This is a genomic window from Yoonia vestfoldensis SKA53, assembly GCF_000152785.1.
Taxonomy (GTDB): domain Bacteria; phylum Pseudomonadota; class Alphaproteobacteria; order Rhodobacterales; family Rhodobacteraceae; genus Yoonia; species Yoonia vestfoldensis_A.
The window spans coordinates 2,571,443-2,595,231 of record NZ_CH672414.1 but is presented as its reverse complement, the minus strand read 5'-3'; the positions used below and the strand labels follow the sequence as shown (position 1 = coordinate 2,595,231).

General features: G+C 62.8%; 22 protein-coding genes. 11 read left to right on the top strand and 11 right to left on the bottom strand.

Going from position 1 to position 23,789, the window contains the following annotated elements; translation table 11 throughout:
* Window positions 1-77: 77 nt before the first annotated feature.
* The 3 genes from SKA53_RS12555 to truA form a co-directional block, all read right to left on the bottom strand.
* The gene (locus SKA53_RS12555) at window positions 78-4,334 is read right to left on the bottom strand and encodes a translocation/assembly module TamB domain-containing protein (RefSeq protein WP_007206532.1); all 4,257 of its coding nucleotides are present in this window, start codon (window positions 4,332-4,334) and stop codon (window positions 78-80) included.
* On the bottom strand, window positions 4,331-6,106 hold the full coding sequence (locus SKA53_RS12550) for an autotransporter assembly complex protein TamA (protein WP_050752686.1): 1,776 nt from the start codon (window positions 6,104-6,106) through the stop codon (window positions 4,331-4,333). Before SKA53_RS12550 ends, SKA53_RS12555 begins: the two co-directional genes overlap by 4 nt.
* Before the next feature lie 110 nt (window positions 6,107-6,216).
* On the bottom strand, window positions 6,217-6,990 hold the full coding sequence (gene truA, locus SKA53_RS12545) for a tRNA pseudouridine(38-40) synthase TruA (RefSeq protein WP_007206530.1): 774 nt from the start codon (window positions 6,988-6,990) through the stop codon (window positions 6,217-6,219).
* A gap of 94 nt (window positions 6,991-7,084) precedes the next feature.
* On the opposite strand from truA, the gene SKA53_RS12540 reads away from it, so the two are divergent.
* Both SKA53_RS12540 and SKA53_RS12535 read left to right on the top strand, forming a co-directional pair.
* A complete protein-coding gene (locus SKA53_RS12540) occupies window positions 7,085-8,497 on the top strand; it encodes a YcjX family protein (protein WP_007206529.1) in 1,413 nt (470 codons plus the stop codon).
* Window positions 8,494-9,474, top strand: coding sequence for a YcjF family protein (locus SKA53_RS12535; RefSeq protein ID WP_007206528.1), 981 nt, complete (start codon window positions 8,494-8,496; stop codon window positions 9,472-9,474). Before SKA53_RS12540 ends, SKA53_RS12535 begins: the two co-directional genes overlap by 4 nt.
* On the opposite strand, the gene SKA53_RS12530 is transcribed toward SKA53_RS12535, so the two are convergent.
* From SKA53_RS12530 to SKA53_RS12520, 3 genes are all read right to left on the bottom strand, one after another.
* Window positions 9,471-10,448, bottom strand: coding sequence for a DUF2125 domain-containing protein (locus tag SKA53_RS12530; RefSeq protein WP_007206527.1), 978 nt, complete (start codon window positions 10,446-10,448; stop codon window positions 9,471-9,473). The two genes, SKA53_RS12535 and SKA53_RS12530, sit on opposite strands and share 4 nt — an antisense overlap.
* Before the next feature lie 61 nt (window positions 10,449-10,509).
* Entirely contained in the window at window positions 10,510-11,856 is a 1,347-nt protein-coding gene (locus SKA53_RS12525; RefSeq protein ID WP_007206526.1) for a sensor histidine kinase, read from the bottom strand.
* Window positions 11,853-12,515 (bottom strand): response regulator, encoded by a 663-nt coding sequence (locus SKA53_RS12520; protein WP_040482975.1) that lies wholly within the window; start codon window positions 12,513-12,515, stop codon window positions 11,853-11,855. Before SKA53_RS12520 ends, SKA53_RS12525 begins: the two co-directional genes overlap by 4 nt.
* 205 nt (window positions 12,516-12,720) lie before the next feature.
* On the opposite strand from SKA53_RS12520, the gene SKA53_RS12515 reads away from it, so the two are divergent.
* Entirely contained in the window at window positions 12,721-13,713 is a 993-nt protein-coding gene (locus SKA53_RS12515) for a TraB/GumN family protein (protein ID WP_007206524.1), read from the top strand.
* Here the strand turns inward: SKA53_RS12515 and SKA53_RS12510 are convergent.
* Window positions 13,700-14,410 (bottom strand): DUF2161 domain-containing phosphodiesterase, encoded by a 711-nt coding sequence (locus SKA53_RS12510; RefSeq protein WP_007206523.1) that lies wholly within the window; start codon window positions 14,408-14,410, stop codon window positions 13,700-13,702. The genes SKA53_RS12515 and SKA53_RS12510 overlap by 14 nt on opposite strands.
* A gap of 93 nt (window positions 14,411-14,503) precedes the next feature.
* On the opposite strand from SKA53_RS12510, the gene SKA53_RS12505 reads away from it, so the two are divergent.
* From SKA53_RS12505 to SKA53_RS12480, 6 genes are all read left to right on the top strand, one after another.
* The gene (locus SKA53_RS12505; RefSeq protein WP_040483305.1) at window positions 14,504-15,421 is read left to right on the top strand and encodes a manganese-dependent inorganic pyrophosphatase; all 918 of its coding nucleotides are present in this window, start codon (window positions 14,504-14,506) and stop codon (window positions 15,419-15,421) included.
* Window positions 15,422-15,430: 9 nt separating this feature from the next.
* On the top strand, window positions 15,431-16,306 hold the full coding sequence (locus SKA53_RS12500) for a TIGR01459 family HAD-type hydrolase (protein WP_007206521.1): 876 nt from the start codon (window positions 15,431-15,433) through the stop codon (window positions 16,304-16,306).
* 84 nt (window positions 16,307-16,390) lie between these two features.
* Window positions 16,391-16,834, top strand: a complete 444-nt coding sequence (locus tag SKA53_RS12495) for a MaoC family dehydratase (protein ID WP_040483304.1) — start codon at window positions 16,391-16,393, stop codon at window positions 16,832-16,834.
* A gap of 36 nt (window positions 16,835-16,870) precedes the next feature.
* Window positions 16,871-17,812: a bifunctional riboflavin kinase/FAD synthetase gene (locus SKA53_RS12490; protein WP_007206519.1), complete on the top strand. Its 942-nt coding sequence runs from the start codon at window positions 16,871-16,873 to the stop codon at window positions 17,810-17,812.
* Window positions 17,802-18,272, top strand: a complete 471-nt coding sequence (locus SKA53_RS12485; protein ID WP_007206518.1) for a YcgN family cysteine cluster protein — start codon at window positions 17,802-17,804, stop codon at window positions 18,270-18,272. Before SKA53_RS12490 ends, SKA53_RS12485 begins: the two co-directional genes overlap by 11 nt.
* Entirely contained in the window at window positions 18,273-19,319 is a 1,047-nt protein-coding gene (locus tag SKA53_RS12480) for a threonine aldolase family protein (RefSeq protein ID WP_007206517.1), read from the top strand.
* Here SKA53_RS12480 and SKA53_RS12475 read toward each other — a convergent pair.
* Both SKA53_RS12475 and SKA53_RS12470 read right to left on the bottom strand, forming a co-directional pair.
* Window positions 19,288-20,049: an alpha/beta fold hydrolase gene (locus SKA53_RS12475; protein ID WP_007206516.1), complete on the bottom strand. Its 762-nt coding sequence runs from the start codon at window positions 20,047-20,049 to the stop codon at window positions 19,288-19,290. The two genes, SKA53_RS12480 and SKA53_RS12475, sit on opposite strands and share 32 nt — an antisense overlap.
* Window positions 20,049-20,645 (bottom strand): 2-hydroxychromene-2-carboxylate isomerase, encoded by a 597-nt coding sequence (locus SKA53_RS12470; RefSeq protein ID WP_040482974.1) that lies wholly within the window; start codon window positions 20,643-20,645, stop codon window positions 20,049-20,051. Before SKA53_RS12470 ends, SKA53_RS12475 begins: the two co-directional genes overlap by 1 nt.
* Window positions 20,646-20,759: 114 nt before the next feature.
* Here SKA53_RS12470 and SKA53_RS12465 point away from each other — a divergent pair, with 114 nt between their 5' ends.
* A complete protein-coding gene (locus SKA53_RS12465) occupies window positions 20,760-21,779 on the top strand; it encodes a ribose-phosphate pyrophosphokinase (protein WP_040482973.1) in 1,020 nt (339 codons plus the stop codon).
* A gap of 34 nt (window positions 21,780-21,813) precedes the next feature.
* On the opposite strand, the gene SKA53_RS12460 is transcribed toward SKA53_RS12465, so the two are convergent.
* Both SKA53_RS12460 and SKA53_RS12455 read right to left on the bottom strand, forming a co-directional pair.
* Entirely contained in the window at window positions 21,814-22,227 is a 414-nt protein-coding gene (locus tag SKA53_RS12460) for a hypothetical protein (protein ID WP_007206513.1), read from the bottom strand.
* Window positions 22,220-23,047 carry an SDR family NAD(P)-dependent oxidoreductase gene (locus tag SKA53_RS12455; RefSeq protein ID WP_007206512.1) on the bottom strand — a complete coding sequence of 276 codons (828 nt, stop codon included), beginning with the start codon at window positions 23,045-23,047 and terminating at the stop codon, window positions 22,220-22,222. Before SKA53_RS12455 ends, SKA53_RS12460 begins: the two co-directional genes overlap by 8 nt.
* Before the next feature lie 72 nt (window positions 23,048-23,119).
* On the opposite strand from SKA53_RS12455, the gene SKA53_RS12450 reads away from it, so the two are divergent.
* Complete coding sequence (locus SKA53_RS12450; protein ID WP_007206511.1) at window positions 23,120-23,740, top strand: TetR/AcrR family transcriptional regulator; 621 nt, start codon at window positions 23,120-23,122, stop codon at window positions 23,738-23,740.
* Window positions 23,741-23,789: the final 49 nt, after the last annotated feature.

The window sequence follows — 23,789 nt, the reverse complement described above, 5'->3', positions numbered from 1 at the left end:
TAATACCTGCGCGCCGCGCTGACCAGTGCTGGCGCTGTTCGCAGGCGCAGGTCTGGTCCGGCAGGCACGCACGGTCGCTAATAATCACGCTCGAAGAATATCCCGATGCCGGTGTCGCCGTCCTGATCGACGCCACCCTTGGCCACGATTTCATCGGTGATATCAAGGTTCAGGTTGATCTCGGTGCCACCATCGCTGCTCACGGTGACATCGGTATAGACGTTTTCGGACAGATAGCGCCCGACGCGCAGGGCGGCATTGCCTTGCTCGTCGGTGGTCACATCGAAATCATCCAGACCAAGGTTCTGGCGCAGCTGGTCAACCGCTCCGCCGCCACCGCCCGCCAGGGTGCTGATCGCACCTGCCAGCTGTACCGCCTGCAAGGGGCTCATGCTTTGCACATCGCGACCAAAGATCAGCTGCGCCAATATTTCGTCCTGTGGCAGGTCCGGCACGGATTCGAAACTGACCTGCGGTTCGCTGGCGGGGCCTTCGATAATGATGCTGACCTGGGTGCCGGTCGCGCTGGTCGTTGCGGCAACCAGCCGGATGTAGGGTTCGAATTCCCCCTGCAAGGACGCGCTGCCTTCGGTCAGGTCAAACCGTTGTTGCAGGATGTCGATGCGCCCGCGCAAAAGATCGAACCGCCCGACAGGGATCACATCGGCACTTGTACCACCGATAATCAGCCGCCCACCCAGTTCCGCGTCAAGCCCGCGCCCCCGGATGAAAATCCGCGACGGCGCATCAATCACGATGTTCAGCGGGAAAGCGCGCCGCGTGCCGGTGCTGCCGCCATTGACCTGCGCCCCGCTTGGCAACAGGCCCGCGCGGGCCAGCGTGGTCACGACCGCGGGGTCGGGCCGCCGGTGAACCACCTCGGGCAAGGCGCCCAAGCCGCTGATCGTCGATGATGGCACCCGTACATCGGTCTGGCCCAGCGACAGCTGTCCGTCGATCCGCGCACCGCCCTGTAATGGTCCTTGCAGGGTGATCGTGCCACCAACGTTTGCACGGTAAAGCTGGGTGTCTTGCAGCACGACATCATCCAGCCGGATCGTCACATCGGCGGGATTGCCATCGCCAAGGCCAACAGACCCGCTGATCGCAAGGCTGCCCCCTGCCTCGACGCCAGAGCGTAGATCGACCTGCGCCGTCCCGTTGCCCAAACGCACGGCCCCCGTGATCCCGTTCAGCGCCTGCCCCAGTGTCGGCGCGGCAAGCCGCCCGTTGGCAAAAGTGATCTGCCCACTGAGCGCATCCAGCCCCGGCGCCCCATCGGCGCGCAGGTCGAAATTGGCAGTCCCGCTTAATCGGCGCGGCTCGATCGCGGTGTTCATCAAGGCCAAGGGCGCCGCCCCCTTGATCGTCAGATCAAGCGTCCCCGTTTGCGCGACAGCCCCCTGCACCTGCGCTGTCAGCCCGCCGGGTCCGGTGCCAGTGGCATCCACCCCCCAATTGCCCACAGCGTCCAGCGATGCACTGCCGGTGGCACGCACCGGCCCGCTGATCTGGTCGGTCAACAGGCCGACATCGCGCAGACTGGCGTTGAAGCGGCCTTGCCGGAAACCCGCATTGCTGTTCAGCGCGCCGACAAAGGACACTTGCGGCGTCGATACCTCCAGCGTGCGCACCACCAGCAGCCCCTCCGCGCGGCCGATATCGGCGGTGATCCGGCCGGTTCCCGCCAACAGCGCATCGGCCGTCGGATTGCCAATGCCCAGACCTTCGCTGCGCAGACTGACCTGCGCCTCAAACCCACTCAGATCAGGGACGACACGGCCCGCCGCCGTCAGGTCGATACTGCCGCGCAGGGGCCGCCCGACCAGCCCCGCATAGGACGCCAGATCCGCCACCTGCGCGCTTAGATCGCCGGTCATGGCGAAACCGGCCTGTCGGCCTGCGACGGTCGCATCAAACCGCAACGCGGTATCAGGGCCAGTGATCTGCAACAGCGCGCCGGTCTGCCCCTGCGCGTCCGGTGCCGCATCCAGCACAAAGCTCAATGGCCCCGCCAGCGCAGGATCGACAAGGCGCGCATCCGCGATCCGCAGCGCAAGATCAGCCGTCATCGGCCCGTCCAGCCGCAAATCAGCCGTGCCGCGCAGGTCAATCGCATCGGTCTGCACCGAAAGCTCCGAGACCCGCAGCGCATCATCCGCTGGACGCGCGATCTGTGCGGAAATATCCCCCGCACCTGCCAAGAGCGGGTCCAGCTGGGTGATACCGGTGACAAGATCACGCGTGTCGCCCTGCACATCCAGCGCGAACCGCGCCCCATCGTTGCGCACAAAGCCTTGCACGCGCAGCGCCGCAGCCCCCGCCAGCGGGCGCCCCGCAACACCGGCATAGAGCGATAGGTCGGTGACATCGGCGGCAAGGTCGATGGTCACATTCCGCACGTCATCGGGCAACGGGGCGACTGTGCCGGTCAGGGTATAGGATGCGGCGGGCGCGTCACCGGACAGGGCGAATGCGATCCGGTCATCCGCAGATATCGTCACCTGCCCTGTCGTCGTGGCCGGACCCGACAGCGCGGGCAGCACGACCGACACATCGCGCAGGCGGGCCGTGACATCGGCGACCGATCCGGTGCTGGTCAGGGTGGCGGTGGCACTGATCTCTGCCGCATCGGTCGCTACGCGCAGGTCTTGCAGCCGCGTGCCGGCGGTGTCGCGCACCACTGTCGCCGCGATGCGGCCATCGCCTGCAAGCACGGCATCGGCCTGCGCGATCCCAATGCGCAGATCATCTGTGGTACCTGTCAGGCCAAGCGTGAACAGCCCGTCCAACGGGGTCAGATCGGCGGTAATGTCGAACCCGGCAGCCCCCCCCAAATCCTGCCCTGCAAGGGTCGAAAACCGCTGCAAACCGACAATATCCAACGTTGCGGCCGCCGTTGTCCGAAACCCTTGGCGCGCGCCGGCGATCTGGGCCTCGGCCAAGATCTCGATACCGGCACCGGACAGCGACCAGCGCCGCAGGGCAATCGGGCTGCCTTCGGTCCGGTCGATCACCAGCATCCCGCTGACCGCATCGCCCAGCGCCTGCGCCGCACCGGTATCATCCAGTTGCAGACCCTGCGCGCCATAGGTCAGGTCGGCGGTCACGCGCCCGTTCTGATCGCCTTCGCCCGATTGCAAGACACCGCCACCGCGCAGGCCAAGGCTGGCAATGGACAGGCCCGGACGGTCCAGCCCGTTGATCGTCAGATCCATCGCCCATTTGTCGGAAACGGCCGCGTCAAATGCCAGATCAAGGGTCACATCATCGACAAAGCTGCGCGGCCCCGACACGGGCAGCAAGACAGGCGCGCCATCGACAGGGGTGATCGCGCCCGTGATGCTGATCTGTTCGGGCCAGCCCTGCGGGCCAATCCGGATTGCGCCCGACAGGCGCGCGCGCCCCGCGTCAAGCGTGATCTGCGGGATATCAATCCGCCCGTCCGCAGCACGGTTGAACGCAACCTGCAACTGCGCATCATTCCCAAAGAAATCGCGGTATTCCGGCGCGAAAAGCGCCGAAATATCACCACCGGCATCAAGCTGCACCTGCTGGCGCCCATCCACCGTCGCCAGCGCGAAATCACCTGTCAGACGGTCCTGCCCGTCGGTCGCCAGCGCCAGCGTGGCAGAAAAATCGGCCAGCGGCGCATCGCCTTGCACGACCAGCTTGACCGCAGGCCGCCCCGGCAGGTCAAGCAGGCGCGCGGCGATCCCGTCTGGGCCTTCATCAAGGTCGAAAAGGATATCCAGCACGTTGGTTTCATTGGAATAACTGCCATCAATCCGCAAAGATCCGGGCGCGCCGTCCAGCCGCGTAGCCAGCAGGTTTGCCGAGCCTTGCCCGCTCGCCAGCGAAGCCGCGCCTTGCACGCTTGCAACAACCGCTTCGCCCAGAAAGCTTTGGGCGATCTCGATGCGCGCGATGTCCAGCGCATCGATTGACACGCTGACAGGCAAGTCCGGCAAGGAAAATGGCCGCGCTTCGGGCGACGGGCCGCTGTCACCGCTCACCGGCGCGCGCGACAAGATCATCCGGCCCGCGCGCAATTGCTGGACATTGATCGCGCCGCGCAACAGCGATGCGCGGTTCCATTGCAGCACCAGATCCTCCAGCGTCAGCCAGACACCTTCGGCATCCGCAATCGTCATCTGCGCAATCCGGGCCTCGGACCGCAACGCGCCTTCAAAGCCAGTGATCGTAACAATACGATCCGCGCCCGACAGGTTGTCCTCGATCAGGCCGGTCAGATAACCACGGTCGTCGTCTGCGGTCTGAGCGATCACAGACACAGGCAAAAGCAGCAGGAAGATCAGGCAGAGAAATCTCAAAACGCTTGTCCTATGCCGATATAGACCTGCAGGCTTTCGCCCGCATCATCACCGCTGGCAGGTGTGCCAAGGTCCAGCCGGATCGGGCCGATGCCGGTGGTGTAGCGCAGCCCTACGCCCGCCCCCGCGTGCCATGCGCCGCTTTCGCCCGGCATGGCGGTGTCGCCGACAAAACCGGTATCGTAAAAACCAACCAGCGCGATCTTGTCGCGGATCGCATAGCGCGCCTCAAGCTGGGCTGCCAGAAAGGACGCACCCCCGGTTGTGACAATCTGCCCGCCAACCTGCGTCTGCACGCCAAGCGATTGATAAGGCTGGCCACGCACGGTGCCGCCACCGCCTGAATAATACAGAAAATCCGCCGGCGCCTCGGCAATCGGCGCGCCCAACAAGCTGCCGACAAGGCCGCGTGCGGCAAGGGTGAACCCGTCATCCGCCCCGAACGACCGATAAATGCGCGCATCACCATAAAGGCGCGCGCCGTCCAGATCGCCGTCAGAGCTGACAAAGGGCGTCGCCCGCGCGTCAAGATAATAGCCCGCACTGGCGGCAGAAGCATTATTGCGCCGGTCCAGCGTGGCGCGCAGCGGCAGGATCAGCAGCGTGTAATCGCGTTTACCCAGATCGCTGTCTTCGCGCGCGGTCAGCAGGCCGATCCCGCCCTGCAGGGTCAGATCATCGCGCAGATACCGCGTCAGGCCGGCTTCAACCTCGACAGAATCGATCAAAAAGCTGTCTTCATCCTGCCGCGCAATCTCGGTGTTGATATAGAAATCAGTGTCGGGACCCAATGTCGCGGGGCGGCTAAAGCTGCCGCGCAGGGCATAATCTACACCATCCGCATCAGCGTTGATCTGCGACACGACCGCTTCGACGCGCAACCGTTCCGCCCCGCCCAGCAGATTGCGATGCAGCCAAAAGGTGGACACCGTCACCCCCTCGATCGAGGAAAGCTCCAGACCAAAGCCGATCCGCCGCCTTTTGGCCTCGTCCAGCTGCACCTGCGCTCCGATCGTCGCATCCGGCCCCGCCTGATCGGCGGTGGTCAACGATACGCTGTTGAACGTCCCTGTCCGGCGCAAACGCGCCTGCGCCCTGTCCACGGCGGCGGGGGAATAAATCACACCTTCGGGCAGCCCCGCGATGGCGCGCACCCGTTCGCTGCGTACCCGCCGGTTGCCCGACACCTCCAGCGCGCTGAACCGCAGCTGTGGTCCGGGATCAAGCCCGATGGTGACATCCAGCTTTTCATCCGCATGCCGGGCGACGATCTGCTGGCTGTTCACCTGCGCCAGCGGATAGCCCAGTTCACGCCAGCTGCGCAAAGATTGCTGCGCCACGGTCCGGATCATCCCCGACCGTGCGGTTTCGCGCGGGCCCAGATCCGCGGGGATGTCGGCCGCAGGCGGCAAGGGCGCAATCGCAACCTCGCCAAAAGTGAATTGCGCGCCGGCAGTCACGGTGATGACAATTTCACTGATGCTGGCAGGGGCGGCCAGCGGCGCAAGGTTTGCAGCCTCTGCCCCGTCAATCGTGATCGAGATGGTGCCGCCATAATACCCTTGGGCATAAAGTGCCGTCAAAAGCCGGCGGTAATCCGCCCGCGCGGCGGCAATGTAATCTTGCGGGACGGCAGTATCATCCAGTGCGCGCAACAGCGACGCATTGTTCAGCGCCTCGCGCGCTGTGCTCGCAACAAGGCGGATGTCCTGGGCCAAGGCCCCGCTTGCGCTAAAAACAAGGGCGATTGCTATCCACAGGTTGCTTTTCACGCAGCGCCTCCCCCATAGCTTTGGTCGCGTCTGACCAAAGACCTAGCCCAACAGGTCCGGCTTGACCAATCCCACCTGCAAACGCCGCGCTGCTGTGTTTGCTGCAACGCTCAATCCCGCGCGAAAGGGTCGGTGGGATAGCGCACACCCGCCAGATACAGCCCCTGCGGCGGACAGACCGGCCCGCAGGCAGCACGGTCCCGCGCGGTCAGCGCGCGGGCGACATCACCCGGCTGCCATGCCCCCGCGCCGACCCGTTCCAGCGTACCGACAAAGCTGCGAACCTGATTGTGCAGAAACGACCGCGCCCGCACATGGAACCGATATTCAGTGCCAATAGCGCGCTGCACAACCTCGATGCGCAATTCGTCCAGCGTCTTGACCGGGCTTTTCGCCTGACAGATCGACGACCGGAAGGTGGTGAAATCATGCAGGCCCAGCAGGTGATCGGCCCCCGCCTGCATCGCCGCGGCGTCCAGATCATGGTTCACCCGCCACATCTGCCCCGCCTCTGATGTCAGCGGCGCGCGGCGCGCGATCACGCGGAACAGATACTGCCGTTCCACCGCATCAAACCGCGCGTGCCAATCATCCGCGACAAGCGCGCAACCAAGGATCGCCACCGGATCAGGTTTCAGATGGTAATTCAACGCCTCGGACAGACGAAACGGGTCCCAATCGCCGGGCAGATCGCAATGCGCCACCTGCCCTGTCGCATGAACCCCCGCATCGGTGCGCCCTGCGGCGGCGATGGTATGGGGGCCGGGTGAAAGTTTCGCCAATGCCGCCTCGATCGCGCCTTGCACAGAGGGCAGGCCGGTCTGCCGCTGCCATCCCGCGAAAGGCGCGCCGTGATATTCAACAAGAAGGGCATAACGCGGCATAAGATCCCGATTAGGCGGGCAGGCGCGCAAAATCAATCCCTACACATCGGCCAACGCCGTGCTTATCTGTTTATCAACAACGAAAGGGCCAGCCTTGGGTATCGCCGCAATCGCCGATCAGATCACACGCAGCGTCGAAGGCGTGACCAGCACGCTGACCGCGCCTTTCACCGACCCCGTGATCCGGCTGGGTGTGACCGGCCTGTCGCGGGCGGGCAAGACGGTGTTCATCACCTCGCTGGTGGCCAATCTGCTGGACCGCGGGCGGATGCCGCAACTGACCGCCGCAGCAAATGGTGCGATCAAGGCGGCCTTTCTGCAACCGCAGCCTGACGATACCGTGCCACGCTTTGCCTATGAAACCCATCTTGCCCGCCTGACCGCGCCGGACCCGAGCTGGCCCGAAGGCACCCGCCAGATCAGCGAATTGCGCCTGTCGCTGCGGGTGCAGCCGGCCGGATTGCTGTCGGGGCTGTCAGGGCCGCGCACCATGCATATCGACATCGTGGATTATCCGGGGGAATGGTTGCTGGACCTTGGCTTGCTCGATCTGACCTATGCGCAATGGTCCAAGGCAGCCCTTGCCCGTGCCAAGGGCAGGCCGGGGGGTAATGCCTATCTGGCGCTGGCGCAGCAGACCGATGCCAACGCGCCTTTGTCGGAACCGCAGGCAGCCAGCCTTGCCACCGCCTTTACCGCGCATCTGAACGCGGCGCGCGATGCAGGGTTTTCCGATTGCACGCCGGGGCGGTTCTTGTTGCCAGGTGATCTGGCCGGATCGCCCGTGCTGACCTTTGCACCACTGCCGGGCGACAGTTTTGCGCGCAAATCCTTGGGCCGCGAAATGGCGCGGCGGTTCGACAGCTACAAGACCAACATCGTGCGCCCGTTTTTTCGAGACCATTTCGCCAAGATCGACCGCCAGATCGTGCTGGTCGATGTGCTGGGCGCGATCCATGCCGGCCCTGCCGCGCTAGAGGATCTGCGCCGCGCGATGGCCGCCGTGCTGTCGGCGTTCAAACCGGGGCGCAACGCGTTTCTGACGCGGATTTTCAAAGGGCGGCGTGTGGAAAAGATCCTGTTTGCCGCGACCAAGGCCGATCATCTGCATCATGCCCAGCATCCGCAACTGACCGCGATCACGCAGGCCCTGCTGCGCGATGCGCGCGACCGTGCCGATTTCGCAGGCGCGCAGACCGCCGCAATGGCGATTGCCGCCCTGCGCACCACGGTCGAAGACACCGTCGAGCATGCGGGTGGCCCGCTGGACGTGGTGCGCGGGCGGTTGCTGGACGGGGGCAAGCAGGCGGCGTTTTATCCGGGCAAATTGCCTGATGACCCTGCGCATCTGCTGGCACCCGCGCGTGAAGGCGCGGACAAGTGGCTCGATGCCGATTACAGCGTGATGAATTTCGCGCCTGCGCGCCTGACCCTGCGCCCAGGCGACGGGCCGCCGCATATCCGGCTGGACCGCGCGGCGCAGTTTTTGCTGGGGGACAGGTTATGACCCGCAGACCGGTTCTGATTGATCTTGACGGGCAGGACATGGCTCGCCCCGACACCGCCCCCGCCGTCCCGGACGAGACACAGGGCGCCGCGATGCAACGCCTTGCCGTGGTGGCAAGCCACCCGCCATCGCCGCTGGCGCGCTGGTTCTGGAGCCTTGTCGTGCTGCTGACAGGCTTTGTGGTGTCGCTAGCGGCGTGGGATTATGTCACCGGATTGCTGGCGCGCGCGCCTGTGCTGGGCTGGATCGCGACCGTCCTGATGGGTCTGTTGCTGTTGGTGCTGGTCATCATCGGCCTGCGCGAAGTGTCGGCCTTTCGCCGGTTACGCAAACTGGATGCGCTGCAGATCAGCGCGCGCGATGCGCTGGTCAGCAACGACCTGAAAGGCGCGCGGCAGGTGATCAGCGCGCTGGAAAGGCTTTATGCCGGGCGTGACGATACCGCATGGGGCAAGGCGGAGCTGGCCCAGCGCCAAGGCGATATGCTGGATGCCGATGCGTTGTTGGGGCTGGCGGAAACGACGGTGCTGCAACCGCTCGATCAACGCGCCATGCGCGAGGTCGAAACCGCCGCACGGCAGGTCGCGATGGTCACGGCCTTTGTGCCGCTAGCACTGGCCGATCTGATCACCGCGCTGACGGCGAACCTGCGGATGATCCGGCGGATCGCGGAAATCTATGGTGGGCGGTCAGGCACCTTGGGCAGTTGGCGGCTGACGCGCGGGGTGCTGGCACATCTGGTGGCGACAGGCGCGCTGGCCGTGGGGGATGATCTGATCGGGACCATCGCGGGCGGCGGTATCCTTGGCAAAGTGTCGCGCCGCTTTGGCGAAGGCGTCGTGAACGGCGCATTGACCGCCCGTGTCGGTGTTGCCGCAATCGAAGTTTGCCGCCCGCTACCGTTTCACGCCAGCCACCGCCCGTCCGTCACCGCCTTGGTCCGGCGCGCGCTGACCGGGCTGTTCGGCACCAGTTAACGCAGGCGCGGCACAGGCCCGATCGGCATCGGACCAGCCAGCATGATCCCATCCTGAAACGCCAACGGAATGTTCAGCACCCCGTCGCCATCCACCATGAACCCCGCCAGTCGGGTGACCGTCTGGGCAAGACCTGCGTCAATGATGCCAGAGGTGATCAGCAGATCAATCACCGTTTGCCATTGCAGCGTGCGCAGCATGATCACGCCCGCAGGCATACCGGCCGCATCCACCGCGATATCGCCCGACATCTGCACCGTGACCGGCCCCCAGTCGATCTGCAGATCGTCCAGCGCGATATGGTCCAGATCGGGCAAGCGCCCTTGCAGGCTGCGGTCAAGCGGGCGGGCAAGGGTAAGGCGCGCGGTCCCGCGGACAGCATCCAATTGCGGGCCAAGCGTGCCTTGCGGGTCGATCTGGTCCCGCAACAGGCGAGGAAAGGTGATATTATCCGCCGCAATCGTCGTATCATAGATGGCCTCTTGATCCGCAGCCAATGCGATGGTCGCGACCAACCCGCCCAGACCCGTTTGCCATCCGGCATCAGACACGACCTCGGAATTGCCCATCCGCAGACTGCCGCGATCAAAGGCCAGCCGTGTCGTGGGCTGTATTGCGGCACTGATCTGCCAATCCTGGCTGGTCACGCGCAGCGACTGGCCCGCAATGCGCAGCGTCTGTTCTGGCGGAAAGGTGACGGTCGCTGCCAGCGGGCGCAGGCTGTCGGCCTGCATATCCAGCCGCGCGCCCTGCCACGCCCATGCGGCATGTGTTAGCCGCAGATCGGTCAGACCCGTGTCAAACCGCGCGGGAAAGCCGGTTGTCGTCACAGACCCGACCTGCATTTCGACACCTTCGGCGGCAAAAAGGCGTGCCGCCCTGTCCGGTGCGGCTTGCAACAGCTGCGATGCTGCGAACCAGTAACCGCTAAAAAGCAGCACGGCGAAGATCACGATCATGGTCAGGCGGTACATGGCCAGTCTCCGTTATGTGGGTTGGGCTCTTGCCCGCCATGCAAGGGCAAACACCCGCTTGTCAACCCTGTGGCTGAACGCTTTGCAAGCGGAACCGCACGCGCAGACCACCCAGATCCACCGATTGATCAACCAGCAGCGCGCTGCCATAGGCTTGCAACAGGTCCGACGTGATCGACAGGCCAAGACCGGTGCCGGGCTTGGCGATATCAAGCCGCTGGCCACTGCCCATCGCCAGCGCGATCTGCTCGGGCGGGATGCCCGGCCCGTCATCCTCGATCGTGATGGTGACGACATCCGCCTGCGGTGTGGCTGTCAGCCGGATCGTGGTGCTGGCCCATTTCAGCGCATTGTCGAGCAAGTTTCCCAGCACTTCTTCCAGATCGGTGGGGTCCATCCGCAACCGCCCACCGGGGGGATATTGCGCGGTCAGGGTCAGGTTGCGCTGCGCCGCCATATCGCTAAAGGCGCAGACCATCCGCCCCAGTGACCGGTCCATCTCGGTGACGGCGGGCTGGGCGGCGATGCCGGTCTGCGCGCGCATCCGGCCAAAGGCCCGTTTGAGCTGGGCATCCAGCCGGTCCAGCGCGGCGATCGCCTCGCCCACGGGCTGGCCCGCGCGCGCCAGCGCGTCCAGTTCGTTGCGCATGATCGCGGCCGGTGTCTTGATCGCATGGCCAAGATCAGCCGCCTGTTTGCGCGATTGCTGCACGATCTCGCGGTTGCGGGTCAACAGCGTGTCGATGTCATAGACCAGCGGGGCGACTTCTTCGGGGTATTTGCCGTGGTCAAGCCCGCCTTCGCTGGTCCAGCGTTGCTGCACGTCGCGGCGCAGCTTTTCGATCGGGCGCAGCGCGACAGTGACCTGCAACAATGCACCGACGACACCGATCACGATCACAAAGGTAAAGGCGGTCAACATGATCTCGCGCAATTGGGCCAGTTCCTGCTGCAGACCGCGCATCGACTTGGCCACCTGCACATGCCAGAGACTGCCATCATCGAGCGTCAGACGACGGGACATCGCGCGCACGGGGTCGCCCATCGGCCCGAGAAACCTGTCATTCGCGGCCTCGTCTGCCACCATCCGCGGGCGCGGCAGAACATGATCGTCAAGCGACGCCGACCGGAACACCTGACCCAATTCGTTTTCGACCTGCCAATACAGCCCTGACATCGAGCGCATGAAAACCGGATCGGCCACCGCGCCCTCGATCGCCTCGGGGTTGGTGGCGGCGACATTTTCAACAGCCGTGACCACCTGTGACAGGCGGGTCCGCAGCAATTCGTCAAACCGCTCTTCGGCGCCCTGGTCGACAAAGGATTGCAGCCCCGCGAACCCCAGCAAGATCGTCACTGCCGCCCACAGAATGCCGCCGATTACCGCCCGACCGCGCAGCGAAGTCATTCTGGCGCTTTGATCATATAGCCGCGACCACGCACCGTATCGATCAGGCTGTCACCCAGTTTGTTGCGCAAGCGGTTGATAAAGACGACGATTGTGTTCGATTCGCGTTCGCCATCGTGATGATAGATGTGCTGCGACAATTCAGTCCGCGACACCAGCCGGCCCGCGTGATGGAAAAGATAGGACAGAACCGCCAGTTCCTGCGCCGTCAGGCTGATGCCCTGTCCGGCGACCATGACCTGATTGATCCGCGAATCGAACACCACATCATCGCGCTCGAACACCGGACTGGCCTGTTCGGATTTGCGCCGGATCATCGCCCGCAACCGCGCGGATAGTTCGGGCATGTGAAACGGCTTGGTCAGATAATCATCAGCACCAGCGTCAAGCCCGTCTACCCTTTCGGTCCAGCCATCGCGGGCTGACAGGATCAGCACGGGCGCGCGCATACCAGCAGCGCGCCAGTTCTTGAGGACCTGCATCCCGTCGCGCCCGGGCAATCCCATATCCAGCACGATTGTATCATAAGGCTGCGAGACCCCAAGCGCCTCTGCTGCGATCCCGTCATCGGCGATATCGACGGCATAGCCTTCGGTCACTAGAACGGTGTTGATCTGCTGCGCGAGCACAGGCTCGTCTTCAACCAAGAGAATACGCATAACTTACTTTGCACTTGTGATGCCTGTCTGGGTGCTTGCAGTCAGGTTCATGCCCAAACAGCTGATAAGCTATCATTCATGATGATGGCTATGCATGCAATCGGCTTGGCGGAAAATATGACAAACTGGCTAACGCGCACGGGGCGATTGACCCCGCCCGTGCGTCTTTTAAAGTAACCACCACACAACCCTGGGGGATCACACGATGCTGCGACACGTTTTTGCCGCCGCAGCCCTGCTGCTGACGGCCGGCCATGCAACGGCGCAATGCGTCGGCACCAGCTATTTCGACATGCTGACCAAGGACCAGCGCCTGCAACTGGATCAGGCCACCGCCGATCTGCCCTATGCGAACGGGCTGATCTGGGATGCCACGCGCGACGGCAAGGCGATCACCTTGGTCGGCACGATGCATATCTATGACGTACGCCTTGACCCGATCTTTGACATGATCGCGGATGATGTGCTGGCCGCGGATGTCGTCCTTCTCGAAGCCACCCCCGACGACCAGCGCGCGCTCGAAGCGATGCTGGCCACCGAGCCTGACATGTTCCTGATCACAGACGGGCCGACCCTGCCCGACCTGCTGGACGCCGACACTTGGGCGACCCTGTCCAGTGCCGCCAGCGACCGGGGCGTGCCGGGGTTCATGGTGGCACAGATGCAGCCTTGGTATCTGTCGCTGCTGCTGGCTATCCCGCCCTGCGCGATGATGGATCTGGCAAAAGGCATGGCAGGGCTGGACGGCATGATCAGCGATCTGGCCAGCGAAAACGACATTCCGATGCAGTCGCTGGAATCCTTCACCACCCTGTTCGAGGTTTTCCAGACCGGCACCATGGACGACCAGATCGACATGCTGCGCCTCGGCCTTGTCAGTCCGGACATCCAACAACAAATGTTCGTCGCCATGCTGGACAGCTATTTCAGCAATGATGTCGGGCGGTTGTGGGAAATGTCGCGCCTTGCGGTCGCCGACACGCCGGGGCTTGACCCTGCAACTGGCGCCGCGATCTTTGCCGAGATGGAGGATATGCTGCTGATCCAGCGCAACCGCAACTGGATGCCAGTGATCGCGGATGCGATAGCCGAGACTGACACCATCGTCGCAGCCTTTGGGGCTGCCCATCTGATCGGCGATTTCGGCGTGCTGCAATTGCTGGAAAACGATGGCTGGGATCTGGTCAGGCGCTACTGACCGGATCATCCAGTTCATCGCCATAATCGGCCAGACCCTTGCGCCCCGCTGGCGTCAGGTCGAACACGCCGCGCGCCACGCGGTCAAACCAGCCGTAATGATTGTCGGCCATGATCCGTGTGGCCTGCGGCACCTCGGCCCAGGTCTTGACCTTGACGCCCGGTGACGGGCCATGCACCGCCAGAAACCGCGCACAACGCAAAGCATCCTGCCGGTAACCGGTGACCAGGCCGTGGCGCGTGGCACCGCCTGCGTTCGGATCGCCCTGCAAGCGGTCGAAGGCCCGCAACAGGCGCGCGCGCTTGGGCTTTGACAGACGCGCGGCATAGGGGCCGGGGTCGACCAGCACCTCGACGAAACCGTCGCGCAGACGCACCGTCATCACCCCGAACCCGATCCGGCGCGCCAGTTTGACATTCGCCGCCAGCGCCTTGGCCTGCCCGCCGGCGGGCACCGCCACATAAACCAGATCGGTCAGCGCCAGCCTGTCCACTGCCTGATGGAACAGCCCCAGCGTGAAACCGCGCTTCAATTCAACAATCAGCAGATCATCGCCGCGCCGCGCCACGATATCGGCAGCCCCCACCTCGCCTTTGACGTCATAGCCGCGCGCCTGCAGATAGGCTTTGACGGGGGGGTAAAGATCGGCCTCTCGCGGGGCGGTGGGGGACATGGCGGGCACCTGCACAACTGTCATCAAAGGCTCCTATAACAAGGATTGCATGGGGTGACACTGCCTGCCGTCGCTTCTATATACGGGCTAAATCCGCATCCTATGAAAGTTCTGTTCATGACAACGCTCGTTTTTGGTCACAAATCCCCTGACACCGACAGCACCGGATCACCGCTGATCTGGGACTGGTTCCTGAACCATACCGGCATCAGCGCCAAGGCTGTCCTTCTCGGCACCCCCAATACCGAGGCTGCCTTTGTCGCCAAGCGCTGGGGTTTCGATCTGCCCGAGATCATCGCCGATGTGCAAGCAGGCCAGAAATGCGTGATCGTGGACACCAACAACCCCGCCGAATTGCCCGCCAACATCAATGCCGCCGATGTTGTGGCAATCATCGACCATCATAAACTGGTCGGGGGCTTGGAAACCAAAGCGCCGATCAATATCACGATCCGCCCGCTGGCCTGCACCGCGACGATCATGCACCAGATGATGGGCGATCACGCAGGCCATATGCCCGAAGGCGTCAAGGGGCTGATGCTGTCCTGCATCCTGTCGGACACGCTGGCCTTCCGGTCGCCCACGACAACACCGGTGGACAAGGATCTGGCGGTACAACTGGCCACTGATCTGGGGATCGACCTGAACGGCTATGCTGATGAGATGTTCGCCGCCAAATCGGATGTGTCTGCCTTTTCCGACGCAGAATTGCTGCGCATGGATAGCAAGGAATACGCGGTCGCCGGCACCAAGTTCCGTGTCTCGGTGCTGGAAACCACATCGCCGCGCGTGCTGCTGGACCGCAAGGACAGCCTGATGGCCGCCATGCCCGGCGTGGCCACTGCCGATGGTGTCGATCAGGTGCTGTTGTTCATCGTCGATATCCTGAACGAAGAAGCCACCATGCTGGTCCCCAATGACCTGACCAAGACGCTGGCAGAAAAATCATTCGGCGCAACCGTGGACGGCGACACTGTCGTTCTGCCCGGCATCATGAGCCGTAAACTGCAGATCATTCCTGCCCTGACCCTGTAAAGGCCCGCCATGACCCGGATTATCGACAATTTCGCCGCGATCGCGGACCAATACGACGTGGCCTTTGTCGATCTCTGGGGATGCATGCACAACGGGATCAGCGCGTTTCCCGATGCGGTGGCTGCGATGCGCGCCTTTCGCGCGGGCGGCGGCAAGGTCGTGCTGGTCACCAATTCGCCGCGCCCTTGGGAATCGGTGGCGCGGCAGATTTCCGCGATGGGCGTGTCCGAAGATTGCTGGGACGCCATCGCCACATCCGGTGACAGCGCGCGCGCGGCGATGTTCCGCGGGATCGTCGGGCAAAAGGTTTATTTCATGGGCGAAAGCCCGCGGGATGACGAATTTTTCATGCCGCTGCGGATTATCGACAATCCGGTGACGATTGAAACCGTCCCGCTTGATCAGGCCGAAGGCATCGTCTGCTGCGGCCCGTTCGATCCCTTGGCCGATATCGCTGTGAACCGCGCCGATTTTCTTTATGCCAAGACAAAGGGCCTGAAACTGCTCTGCGCCAATCCCGATATCGTCGTGGACAGGGGCGAGGTGCGCGAATGGTGCGCCGGCGCGCTGGCCGCGCTTTATACCGAAATGGGTGGCGAGAGCCTGTATTTCGGCAAGCCACATCCGCCGATCTATGATCTGGCACGGCGCCGAATGGCCAAACTGGCCGACCTGCCCGCAGACCCGCGGATCATCGCCATCGGCGACGGTGTGCATACCGACATTCTGGGCGCGATGCAGGAAGAAATCGATTCGCTGTTCATCACCGGCGGTCTGGCGGCGCATGAAACCCGCACAACAACGCAGCCCGAACCAGAAGCTTTGGAGCGTTTTCTGGCAACAGCCCAAACATCCGCGACCTATTCCATCGGTTTCCTGCGCTAGGCCCCTTGATCTTTCTGCATTTGCAAAGTAATAAAGTTTCAATATACATCCGTTATGTGGACTTTTGTTACCGAAGGACTGGGCATGTTGGACAACGCACCGCGCGGCACGATCTGCATCGAAGACATCGAAATCGGCATGATCCGGTCGTTGTCCAAGGTCATCACCGACCGTGATATCGCATTATTTGCCGAGGTATCGACCGACCGGAACCCTGTGCATCTGGACGAAGATTACGCCCAAGACACGATCTTTGGCGGGCGCATCGCGCATGGGATGCTGACGGCGGGGCTGGTGTCGGCCGTGATTGGTGAACAATTGCCCGGCCATGGCACGGTCTATCTGGGGCAAAGCCTGAAATTCCTTGCCCCCGTGCGCCCCGGTGATCTGGTCACGGCCGAGGTCGAGGTGACAGATATCGACCATTCCCGCCGCCGCGTGACGATGAACACGCGCTGCATCGTCAACAACAAAAAGGTGCTGACGGGGGATGCCACCGTGCTGGCACCGTCGCGCAAGTTCGACTGATCTTGCACGCCTGTGCCGGTCGGGATACGCAGCCTTATGCGTATCATCCGTGACAGCGTTTTTATTGATCCTGCCGACCGTGGTGCCGCCGCGGCCATTGGCAATTTTGACGGTGTGCATATCGGGCACCGTGCGGTGATCGATATCGCCCGCGCTGCGGCTGATGCGGCCAAGGCGCCTTTGGGGATCATGACATTCGAGCCGCATCCGCGCAGCTATTTCGCCCGCGACACCGGCCCGTTCCGCCTGATGAATGCCGAAGCACGCGCCAACCGTCTGGCCAAACTGGGCATCGAAAAGCTGTATGAAGTGCCGTTCAACACTGCCCTTGCCAACCTGACGCCCCGCGATTTCGCGCAAAAGATCATCCGTGACCAGCTGGGGCTGGTCCATGTCGTTGTCGGTGCCGATTTCTGTTTCGGCAAGGACCGCAAAGGCACTGTCGCAGACCTGCAGGCCTTTGGCGCGGAAATGGGGTTTGGCGTGACCATCGCCCCGATCATCGCCATCGCGGGGGCGAATATTTCATCCACCGCCATCAGGGCCGCGCTGACGGACGGGCGCCCGCGCGATGCCGCCGCCATGCTGGGCCATTGGCACCGGATCGAAGGGGCAGTCATTCGTGGCGACCAGCGCGGGCGCGAATTGGGCTATCCCACTGCCAATATGTCGATCTCTGGGCTGCATCCGCCGAAATTCGGGGTCTATGCCGTCAAGATCGATGTGCTGGAAGGGGCGTTCAAAGGCACGTATTCCGGTGCCGCATCCATCGGCGTGCGCCCGATGTTCGGGGAAAACGTACCGAATTGCGAAACCTTCATCTTTGATTTCAAGGGCGATCTTTACGGCACGCATCTGTCGGTCGCCTTGGTCGATTTCCTGCGGCCGGAACTGAAATTCGACAGTCTTGACGCGCTGATCACCCAGATGGGCGCCGATTGCGCGCAGGCACGGGACATCCTGACCGATGTGCGCTGATATCGCCCGTACGGGCCTTGCCCCGCGGTTCTGGGCGAAAAAGCCGATGGACAAGCTGAACCGCGCGGAATGGGAGGCGCTTTGCGACGGCTGCGGCAAATGCTGCCTGAACAAGCTCGAAGACGAAGACACCGGCGAGGTCGCAATGACCCGCATCGCCTGCCGCCTGCTTGATAACGAAAGCTGCCTTTGCGCCAATTACGCGATCCGGCATCAATTCGTGCCGGAATGTATCGTGCTGACGCCCAAGACCTTGGCCGACAACATGTATTGGCTGCCGCAGACCTGCGCTTACCGCCTCGTCGCCGAAGGGCGCGATCTGTACGACTGGCATCCGCTGGTGTCGGGCGATCCGGGGTCTGTCCACCGTGCCGGCGTATCGGTGCAGGGCATGACCATCCCCGAATTCGAGGTCGATGAAGACGACTGGGAAGACCATATTATCGAGGAGCCGCTGTAGATGTTTTTCGCCTCTGACAACGCAGGCCCCGCGCATCCCAAGGTGATGGATGCCTTGGTCAAGGCCAACACCGGCTATGCCATGGGCTATGGCGCCGACCCGATCATGGCCGAGGTCCGCCAACAGATCCGCGATCTGTTCGAAGCCCCCGACGCAGCGGTCTATCTGGTGATCAACGGCACATCCGCCAATGCGCTGTTGCTGGCGACCATGTGCCAGCCGTGGCAGACGATTTTCTGCACCGATGTCGCGCATATCCACGAAGACGAATGCAACGCACCTGAATTCTACACGCAGGCCAAGCTGTCGCTGGTGCCTACCACGGCGGGCAAGATGACGGCGGACGCCCTGCGCACCAAGATCAAGGCCGAGGAAACGCGCGGCGTCCACGGACCCCAGCGGGGGCCTGTGTCGGTGACACAGGTGACGGAAAAAGGCACCGTTTATACCTTGGATGAAATCAAGGCGCTGACCGATGTCGCGCGTGAATACGGCCTGCTCACCCATCTGGACGGCGCGCGTTTTGCCAATGCGCTGGTCGCCTTGGGCTGTACCCCTGCGGAAATGACGTGGAAAGCGGGCATTGACGCGGTCAGTTTTGGCGGCACCAAGAACGGCGCGTTGGGGGTCGAGGCTTGTGTCATCTTTGACCCCAAGCTTGCCTGGGAATTCGAGCTGCGCCGCAAGCGTGGCGGGCATTTGTTATCCAAGCACCGCTATCTGTCGGCACAGATGCAGGCCTATCTGGCGGATGGATTGTGGCTGGACATGGCGCGCGCGGCCAATGCGCGTTGCGTGCAACTGGCCGAAGGGCTGCGCCAGCACAACACCGCGCGGATGCTGTTCGACCCGGCCGCCAATATCATCTTTTTCGACATGCCCCGCCGCGATCATCAGCGGATGCTGGCGGCGGGCGCTGTCTATTACGTCATGTCGGGCGATCCCGACCATGGCGATCCCGATGAAATGCTGACCGCCCGTCTGGTGACCGATTGGTCGATGACGGCGGATGGTGTCAGCCGGTTTCTTGACCTGCTGCAAGGATAAGGGCGGCGACATCGGCTGTATGGCTCAGCGGCAGCATATGCCCAGCCCCCACCACGACATGATCCACCGCATCCGGTAGGCGGTCTGCCAAGGCTGCATGGATCGCGGCAATCACGGGCGGGCTGTCCGCGCCGCGGATCAGCGTCACCGGCACCGTCACCTGCGCGAGACAGGCTGCTGCAGTGATCCCCGCCGGATCATCCTCGATCGCGCGGCCGCTGGCCGTGACAAGATGGATACGGTCCATCAGATAGCCTTGGGTCCGTGGCGGCAGCACGTCCCAAGGCTGCGCACCCCAAACAGCGTTGAAACGGGCAGCCGCACAAGATTGATCGTCCGCAGCCATCGCCTCCAGAAACGGGCGAAACCCTGCGGCGTGATCGGCATGGGCGGGCGTGCCACGGGCAGCGGCGAAATAGACAGGTTCGATCAGGGTCAGGCGGCTGACCAGATCGGGCCGGTCCACCGCCAGCCGCAGGGCCACCGTCGCGCCAAAGGAATGACCGACCAGATGGGTCGGACCGTCGCAACAGGCGGCAGCCCAAGCCACGGCCTGCGCCTGATAATCCTGCGCACCATCCCAGTCAGGGCTGCGCCCATGGCCCGGCAAATCGAACAATGTGGCTTGCCCGCCGATAGCAGCCGCCAGCGGCAACAGGCTTTCATGGCGCGCCAGCATGCAATGGACCATGGCGACAGGCGCGCCATGGCCGACAATGGCCTTGTGCATCAGATCTTGCCAGACAGGTGCAGATCCAGATCGGTCAGGCGATCTTCGCCCCAGAAACGGGCGTCGGTATCGGTGATAAAGAACGGCGCGCCAAAGGCCCCCGCCAACACCGCATGTTCAAGGTTCTGCGCATAGGTATCGGCGCTGGTCATCATGTCACGGTCCGCAAGCGCGGGATCAAAGCCTTCGGCCTGCAGGCAATCGCGGATCACGTCGTCCTGGCTGATATCACGATCCTCGGCCCAACAGGCGCGGGTGATCGCATGCACCAAACCGCCGACATCGGCACCAGTATTTTGTGCGGCAATAATCGCAAAAGACGACGGCGCAGGGTTCGTAGGCCAGAACGCTGGTTTCACATTCAGCGGCAGACCCGCCACTTTGGCGCGGCGTTCAAGATCTTGCAGACGGTAGGCCTGCCTGTTCGGATGCCGATCCTTGGGCGGAACACCCCCCGTGCGCGCAAACAACGCCATAATATCCAGCGGTTTATACGTGATCGTCGCGCCATATTTGCGGGCAATCTCAGCGGGGCGCAGACCGCACAGATAGGTATAAGGCGACATGGTGGCAAAGTAGCAGTCGATATGTGGCAATTTGGCTATCCTTGGCTAGCGGAATCTATGCGCGACGGTACGCCTGTGCTAGGCGGTGTCAACGCTCCGAATCGATGACGGACCAGTCTGCCCAGCTGCAAAAGGACCTTTCCCATGCCGATGATAATGGAACCCAAATTAATCAGCGGGAATGCGAACCTGCCGCTGGCCACCGCCATCGCCCGCCGGATGACGATGCACCGTGGCCGCGAGGTCAGTCTGGTCGACGCCCGTGTCGAACGGTTCAACGATGGCGAGATTTTCGTCGAAGTGTTCGAAAACGTCCGTGGCGAGGATATGTTCATCATCCAGCCGACATCGAACCCCGCCAATGACAATCTGATGGAACTGCTGATCATCGCCGATGCGCTGCGCCGGTCGTCCGCCGCGCGGATCACCGCCGTGATCCCCTATTTCGGCTATGCCCGCCAGGATCGCCGGTCCAAGGCGCGCACGCCGATCACCGCAAAGCTGGTGGCCAATATGCTGGTCGAGGCTGGTATCGAACGTATCCTGACCCTGGATTTGCATGCCACGCAGATTCAGGGTTTTTTCGATATTCCGGTCGATAACCTTTATGCATCGCCGATCTATGCGCTGGATGCCAAACACCATTTCCGCGATGTGATGGATGATGTGATGGTCGTGTCGCCCGATGTCGGCGGCGTGGCGCGCGCGCGCGATCTGGCGCAGCGGCTGGATGCGCCTTTGTCGATCGTGGACAAACGGCGCGGCAAACCCGGTGAAGTCGCCGAAATGACCGTGATCGGCGAAGTGAAAGACAAGGTCTGCGTCATCGTCGATGACATCGTCGATACCGCCGGCACCCTGTGCAAAGCCGCCGAAGTGCTGATGGACAACGGCGCGCGCGAAGTGCATTCCTATATCACGCATGGCGTGCTGTCCGGCCCTGCTGTCGACCGGATTTCCAAATCGGTGATGAAAACGCTGGTGATCACCGACACGATCGCCCCCAGCGCCGCCGTGCGCGCTTGCGCGAATATCCGCATCGTGCCGACCGCACCAATGTTCGCCCAGGCGATCCTGAACACGGCAAACGGCACATCTGTGTCGTCGCTATTCGATCACAAGACGCTTGGCCCGATCTACGAAGGGCTTTACGCCGCGGAATGACCCCAGACTGCCCCGCCGGACGGGGCAGTCGTTTTTATTCGGCCAGTCTTGGTGCCGCACGGTCTGTCCTGCGCCACAGGGCCAGACCTGCCCAGATGAACAGGCCCTGTACAGCACAGCGGATCGTGGCGGCGACGGGTGGCGCAAAGACAGGGTCGGAGCGGATGAAATCCCACAGGTGCAGCGGCAGATACGCCGCGCACAGGGCGGCAAAGGCAAGGCCGCCCCAGCTGCGGCTGCGCGGCACCAAGGCCGCTATCCCGATCATGATCTGCACCGCGCCTGCCGCCAGAATGACCGGCACGGCTGGCAGAAACGACGGCACCAAGGCGGCAAACCCCTGCGGTGCTGCGAAATGCGCTGCACCACCGCCGATCATCACCAACGCCACAACGCCGGTCAGCGCCCAATCTACCGCACGGCGGCGATTCAGGTGGCGGTCAACCATTTTGCACCTGCGTCGCAGCTACCGCGACATCTGTCCAGGCATCCCATTCAGCAAGCCTGTTTGCATAAACTGGGGCCACCATCATCGTTGGCACCACCCCAAGGAAGAGTCGCAGTGGCGGCTGATCTGCGTCAGCCAGTTTCAGAATGGCAGGCCCGACCGCTGCGGGATCGCCGTACAGTTCGGGCGGCAACTGCTGTGCTGCAAGGGCGGCACGGACCGGATCATACTCGGCCATGTGTGTCGCATGCGTGGCTGACGCCCCCGCCCAATCCGTGGCATAGGGTCCGGGTTCGACCAAAGTGACCTTGATCCCATGGCCCGCGACCTCTTTGGCCAAGGCGTCGCTAAACCCTTCGACCGCCCATTTTGAGGCGTGATAGCCCCCAAGATTCGGGAAGGTGATCACACCGCCAACAGTCGACATCTGGATGATATGGCCAGCGCCTTGGGCGCGCAGCACCGGCAGGACAGCCTGTGTCATATGGAAAAGCCCAAAAAAATTAACCTCCATCTGGGCGCGCATTTCAGCCTCGGTCAGTTCTTCGATCATCCCGAACAGACCATAGCCCGCATTGTTGATGACCACGTCAAGCGATCCAAAGGCCGCGCAGGCCTGTTCCACGGCAGCAAAGCACGCCGCGCGATCCGTGACATCCAGCGGGATCGCCACCATTTGGTCGCCAAAGCGGGACCTTAGATCGTCAAGCGTATCAATGTTGCGCGCCGTCGCTGCGACACGGTCGCCCCGCTGCAAAGCCGCCTGCGCAAAAGCGCGGCCAAGCCCGCGGTTTGCACCTGTTATAAGCCAGGTTTTCATGGTTTACTCCTTTTTGATCACTATCTGAACAACGCTAAGATGGCACTAACAGGCAATTTGAACACTGCATAGATGGAAAATCCCGATACACCGGCCAAAAGCGGCTATCATCACGGCAATTTGAAAGAGGCGCTGATCGAAGCGGCTGACGCGATCATCCGTGAAAAGGGGGTCGAAGGCTTTTCTTTGCGCGAGGCGGCCCGCAGGGCGGGCGTGTCCATCGGCGCACCTGCGCATCATTTCGGGTCGGCCACCGGTCTTTTGACCGAAGTGGCATTGTTGGGCTATGGCAGCCTTGGCGCAGCACTGAACGCGGTGACGACCAGCGACAACGCGGGCGCTGATTTGCAGCGGCTTGCGCTGGCCTATGTGCGGTTCGCGCTTGCCTATCCGGGGCGGTTTCGGCTGATGTTCCGGCCTGATCTGGTCAACCGCGACGACCCGCGTTACGCGCAGGCCAGCACGCAGGCATTGTCAGATTTTGCAAAGACCATCGCACGGCGTGACCCGACAGCAGACCGGATGGCACAGATTTTCATCGTCTGGTCGTCGATCCATGGCATTGCGAGTCTCGCGCTCGACGGAAAGGCAAAATACCTTTTCGATGGCATCACGCCGGATGATTTTGCAGCCGATATCCTGCCAAATTTGTTGGCAACGGCGTGGCCGTTCGGTGGCAATGACGCGGCCTAGAAATTTCAGCCCTGCGCGAAACGCAAAAGGCCCCGCAATGCGGGGCCTT

What these genes read in the sequence shown, in the direction of transcription:
- truA (WP_007206530.1), bottom strand. Translation starts at nt 6,990, where the DNA reads ATGCCGCGTTATGCCCTTCTTGTTGAATATCACGGCGCGCCTTTCGCG.
- SKA53_RS12535 (WP_007206528.1), top strand. Translation starts at nt 8,494, where the DNA reads ATGACCCGCAGACCGGTTCTGATTGATCTTGACGGGCAGGACATGGCT.
- SKA53_RS12530 (WP_007206527.1), bottom strand. Translation starts at nt 10,448, where the DNA reads ATGTACCGCCTGACCATGATCGTGATCTTCGCCGTGCTGCTTTTTAGC.
- SKA53_RS12525 (WP_007206526.1), bottom strand. Translation starts at nt 11,856, where the DNA reads ATGACTTCGCTGCGCGGTCGGGCGGTAATCGGCGGCATTCTGTGGGCG.
- SKA53_RS12520 (WP_040482975.1), bottom strand. Translation starts at nt 12,515, where the DNA reads ATGCGTATTCTCTTGGTTGAAGACGAGCCTGTGCTCGCGCAGCAGATC.
- SKA53_RS12515 (WP_007206524.1), top strand. Translation starts at nt 12,721, where the DNA reads ATGCTGCGACACGTTTTTGCCGCCGCAGCCCTGCTGCTGACGGCCGGC.
- SKA53_RS12510 (WP_007206523.1), bottom strand. Translation starts at nt 14,410, where the DNA reads ATGACAGTTGTGCAGGTGCCCGCCATGTCCCCCACCGCCCCGCGAGAG.
- SKA53_RS12505 (WP_040483305.1), top strand. Translation starts at nt 14,504, where the DNA reads ATGACAACGCTCGTTTTTGGTCACAAATCCCCTGACACCGACAGCACC.
- SKA53_RS12500 (WP_007206521.1), top strand. Translation starts at nt 15,431, where the DNA reads ATGACCCGGATTATCGACAATTTCGCCGCGATCGCGGACCAATACGAC.
- SKA53_RS12495 (WP_040483304.1), top strand. Translation starts at nt 16,391, where the DNA reads ATGTTGGACAACGCACCGCGCGGCACGATCTGCATCGAAGACATCGAA.
- SKA53_RS12490 (WP_007206519.1), top strand. Translation starts at nt 16,871, where the DNA reads ATGCGTATCATCCGTGACAGCGTTTTTATTGATCCTGCCGACCGTGGT.
- SKA53_RS12485 (WP_007206518.1), top strand. Translation starts at nt 17,802, where the DNA reads ATGTGCGCTGATATCGCCCGTACGGGCCTTGCCCCGCGGTTCTGGGCG.
- SKA53_RS12480 (WP_007206517.1), top strand. Translation starts at nt 18,273, where the DNA reads ATGTTTTTCGCCTCTGACAACGCAGGCCCCGCGCATCCCAAGGTGATG.
- SKA53_RS12475 (WP_007206516.1), bottom strand. Translation starts at nt 20,049, where the DNA reads ATGCACAAGGCCATTGTCGGCCATGGCGCGCCTGTCGCCATGGTCCAT.
- SKA53_RS12465 (WP_040482973.1), top strand. Translation starts at nt 20,760, where the DNA reads ATGCCGATGATAATGGAACCCAAATTAATCAGCGGGAATGCGAACCTG.
- SKA53_RS12460 (WP_007206513.1), bottom strand. Translation starts at nt 22,227, where the DNA reads ATGGTTGACCGCCACCTGAATCGCCGCCGTGCGGTAGATTGGGCGCTG.
- SKA53_RS12455 (WP_007206512.1), bottom strand. Translation starts at nt 23,047, where the DNA reads ATGAAAACCTGGCTTATAACAGGTGCAAACCGCGGGCTTGGCCGCGCT.
- SKA53_RS12450 (WP_007206511.1), top strand. Translation starts at nt 23,120, where the DNA reads ATGGAAAATCCCGATACACCGGCCAAAAGCGGCTATCATCACGGCAAT.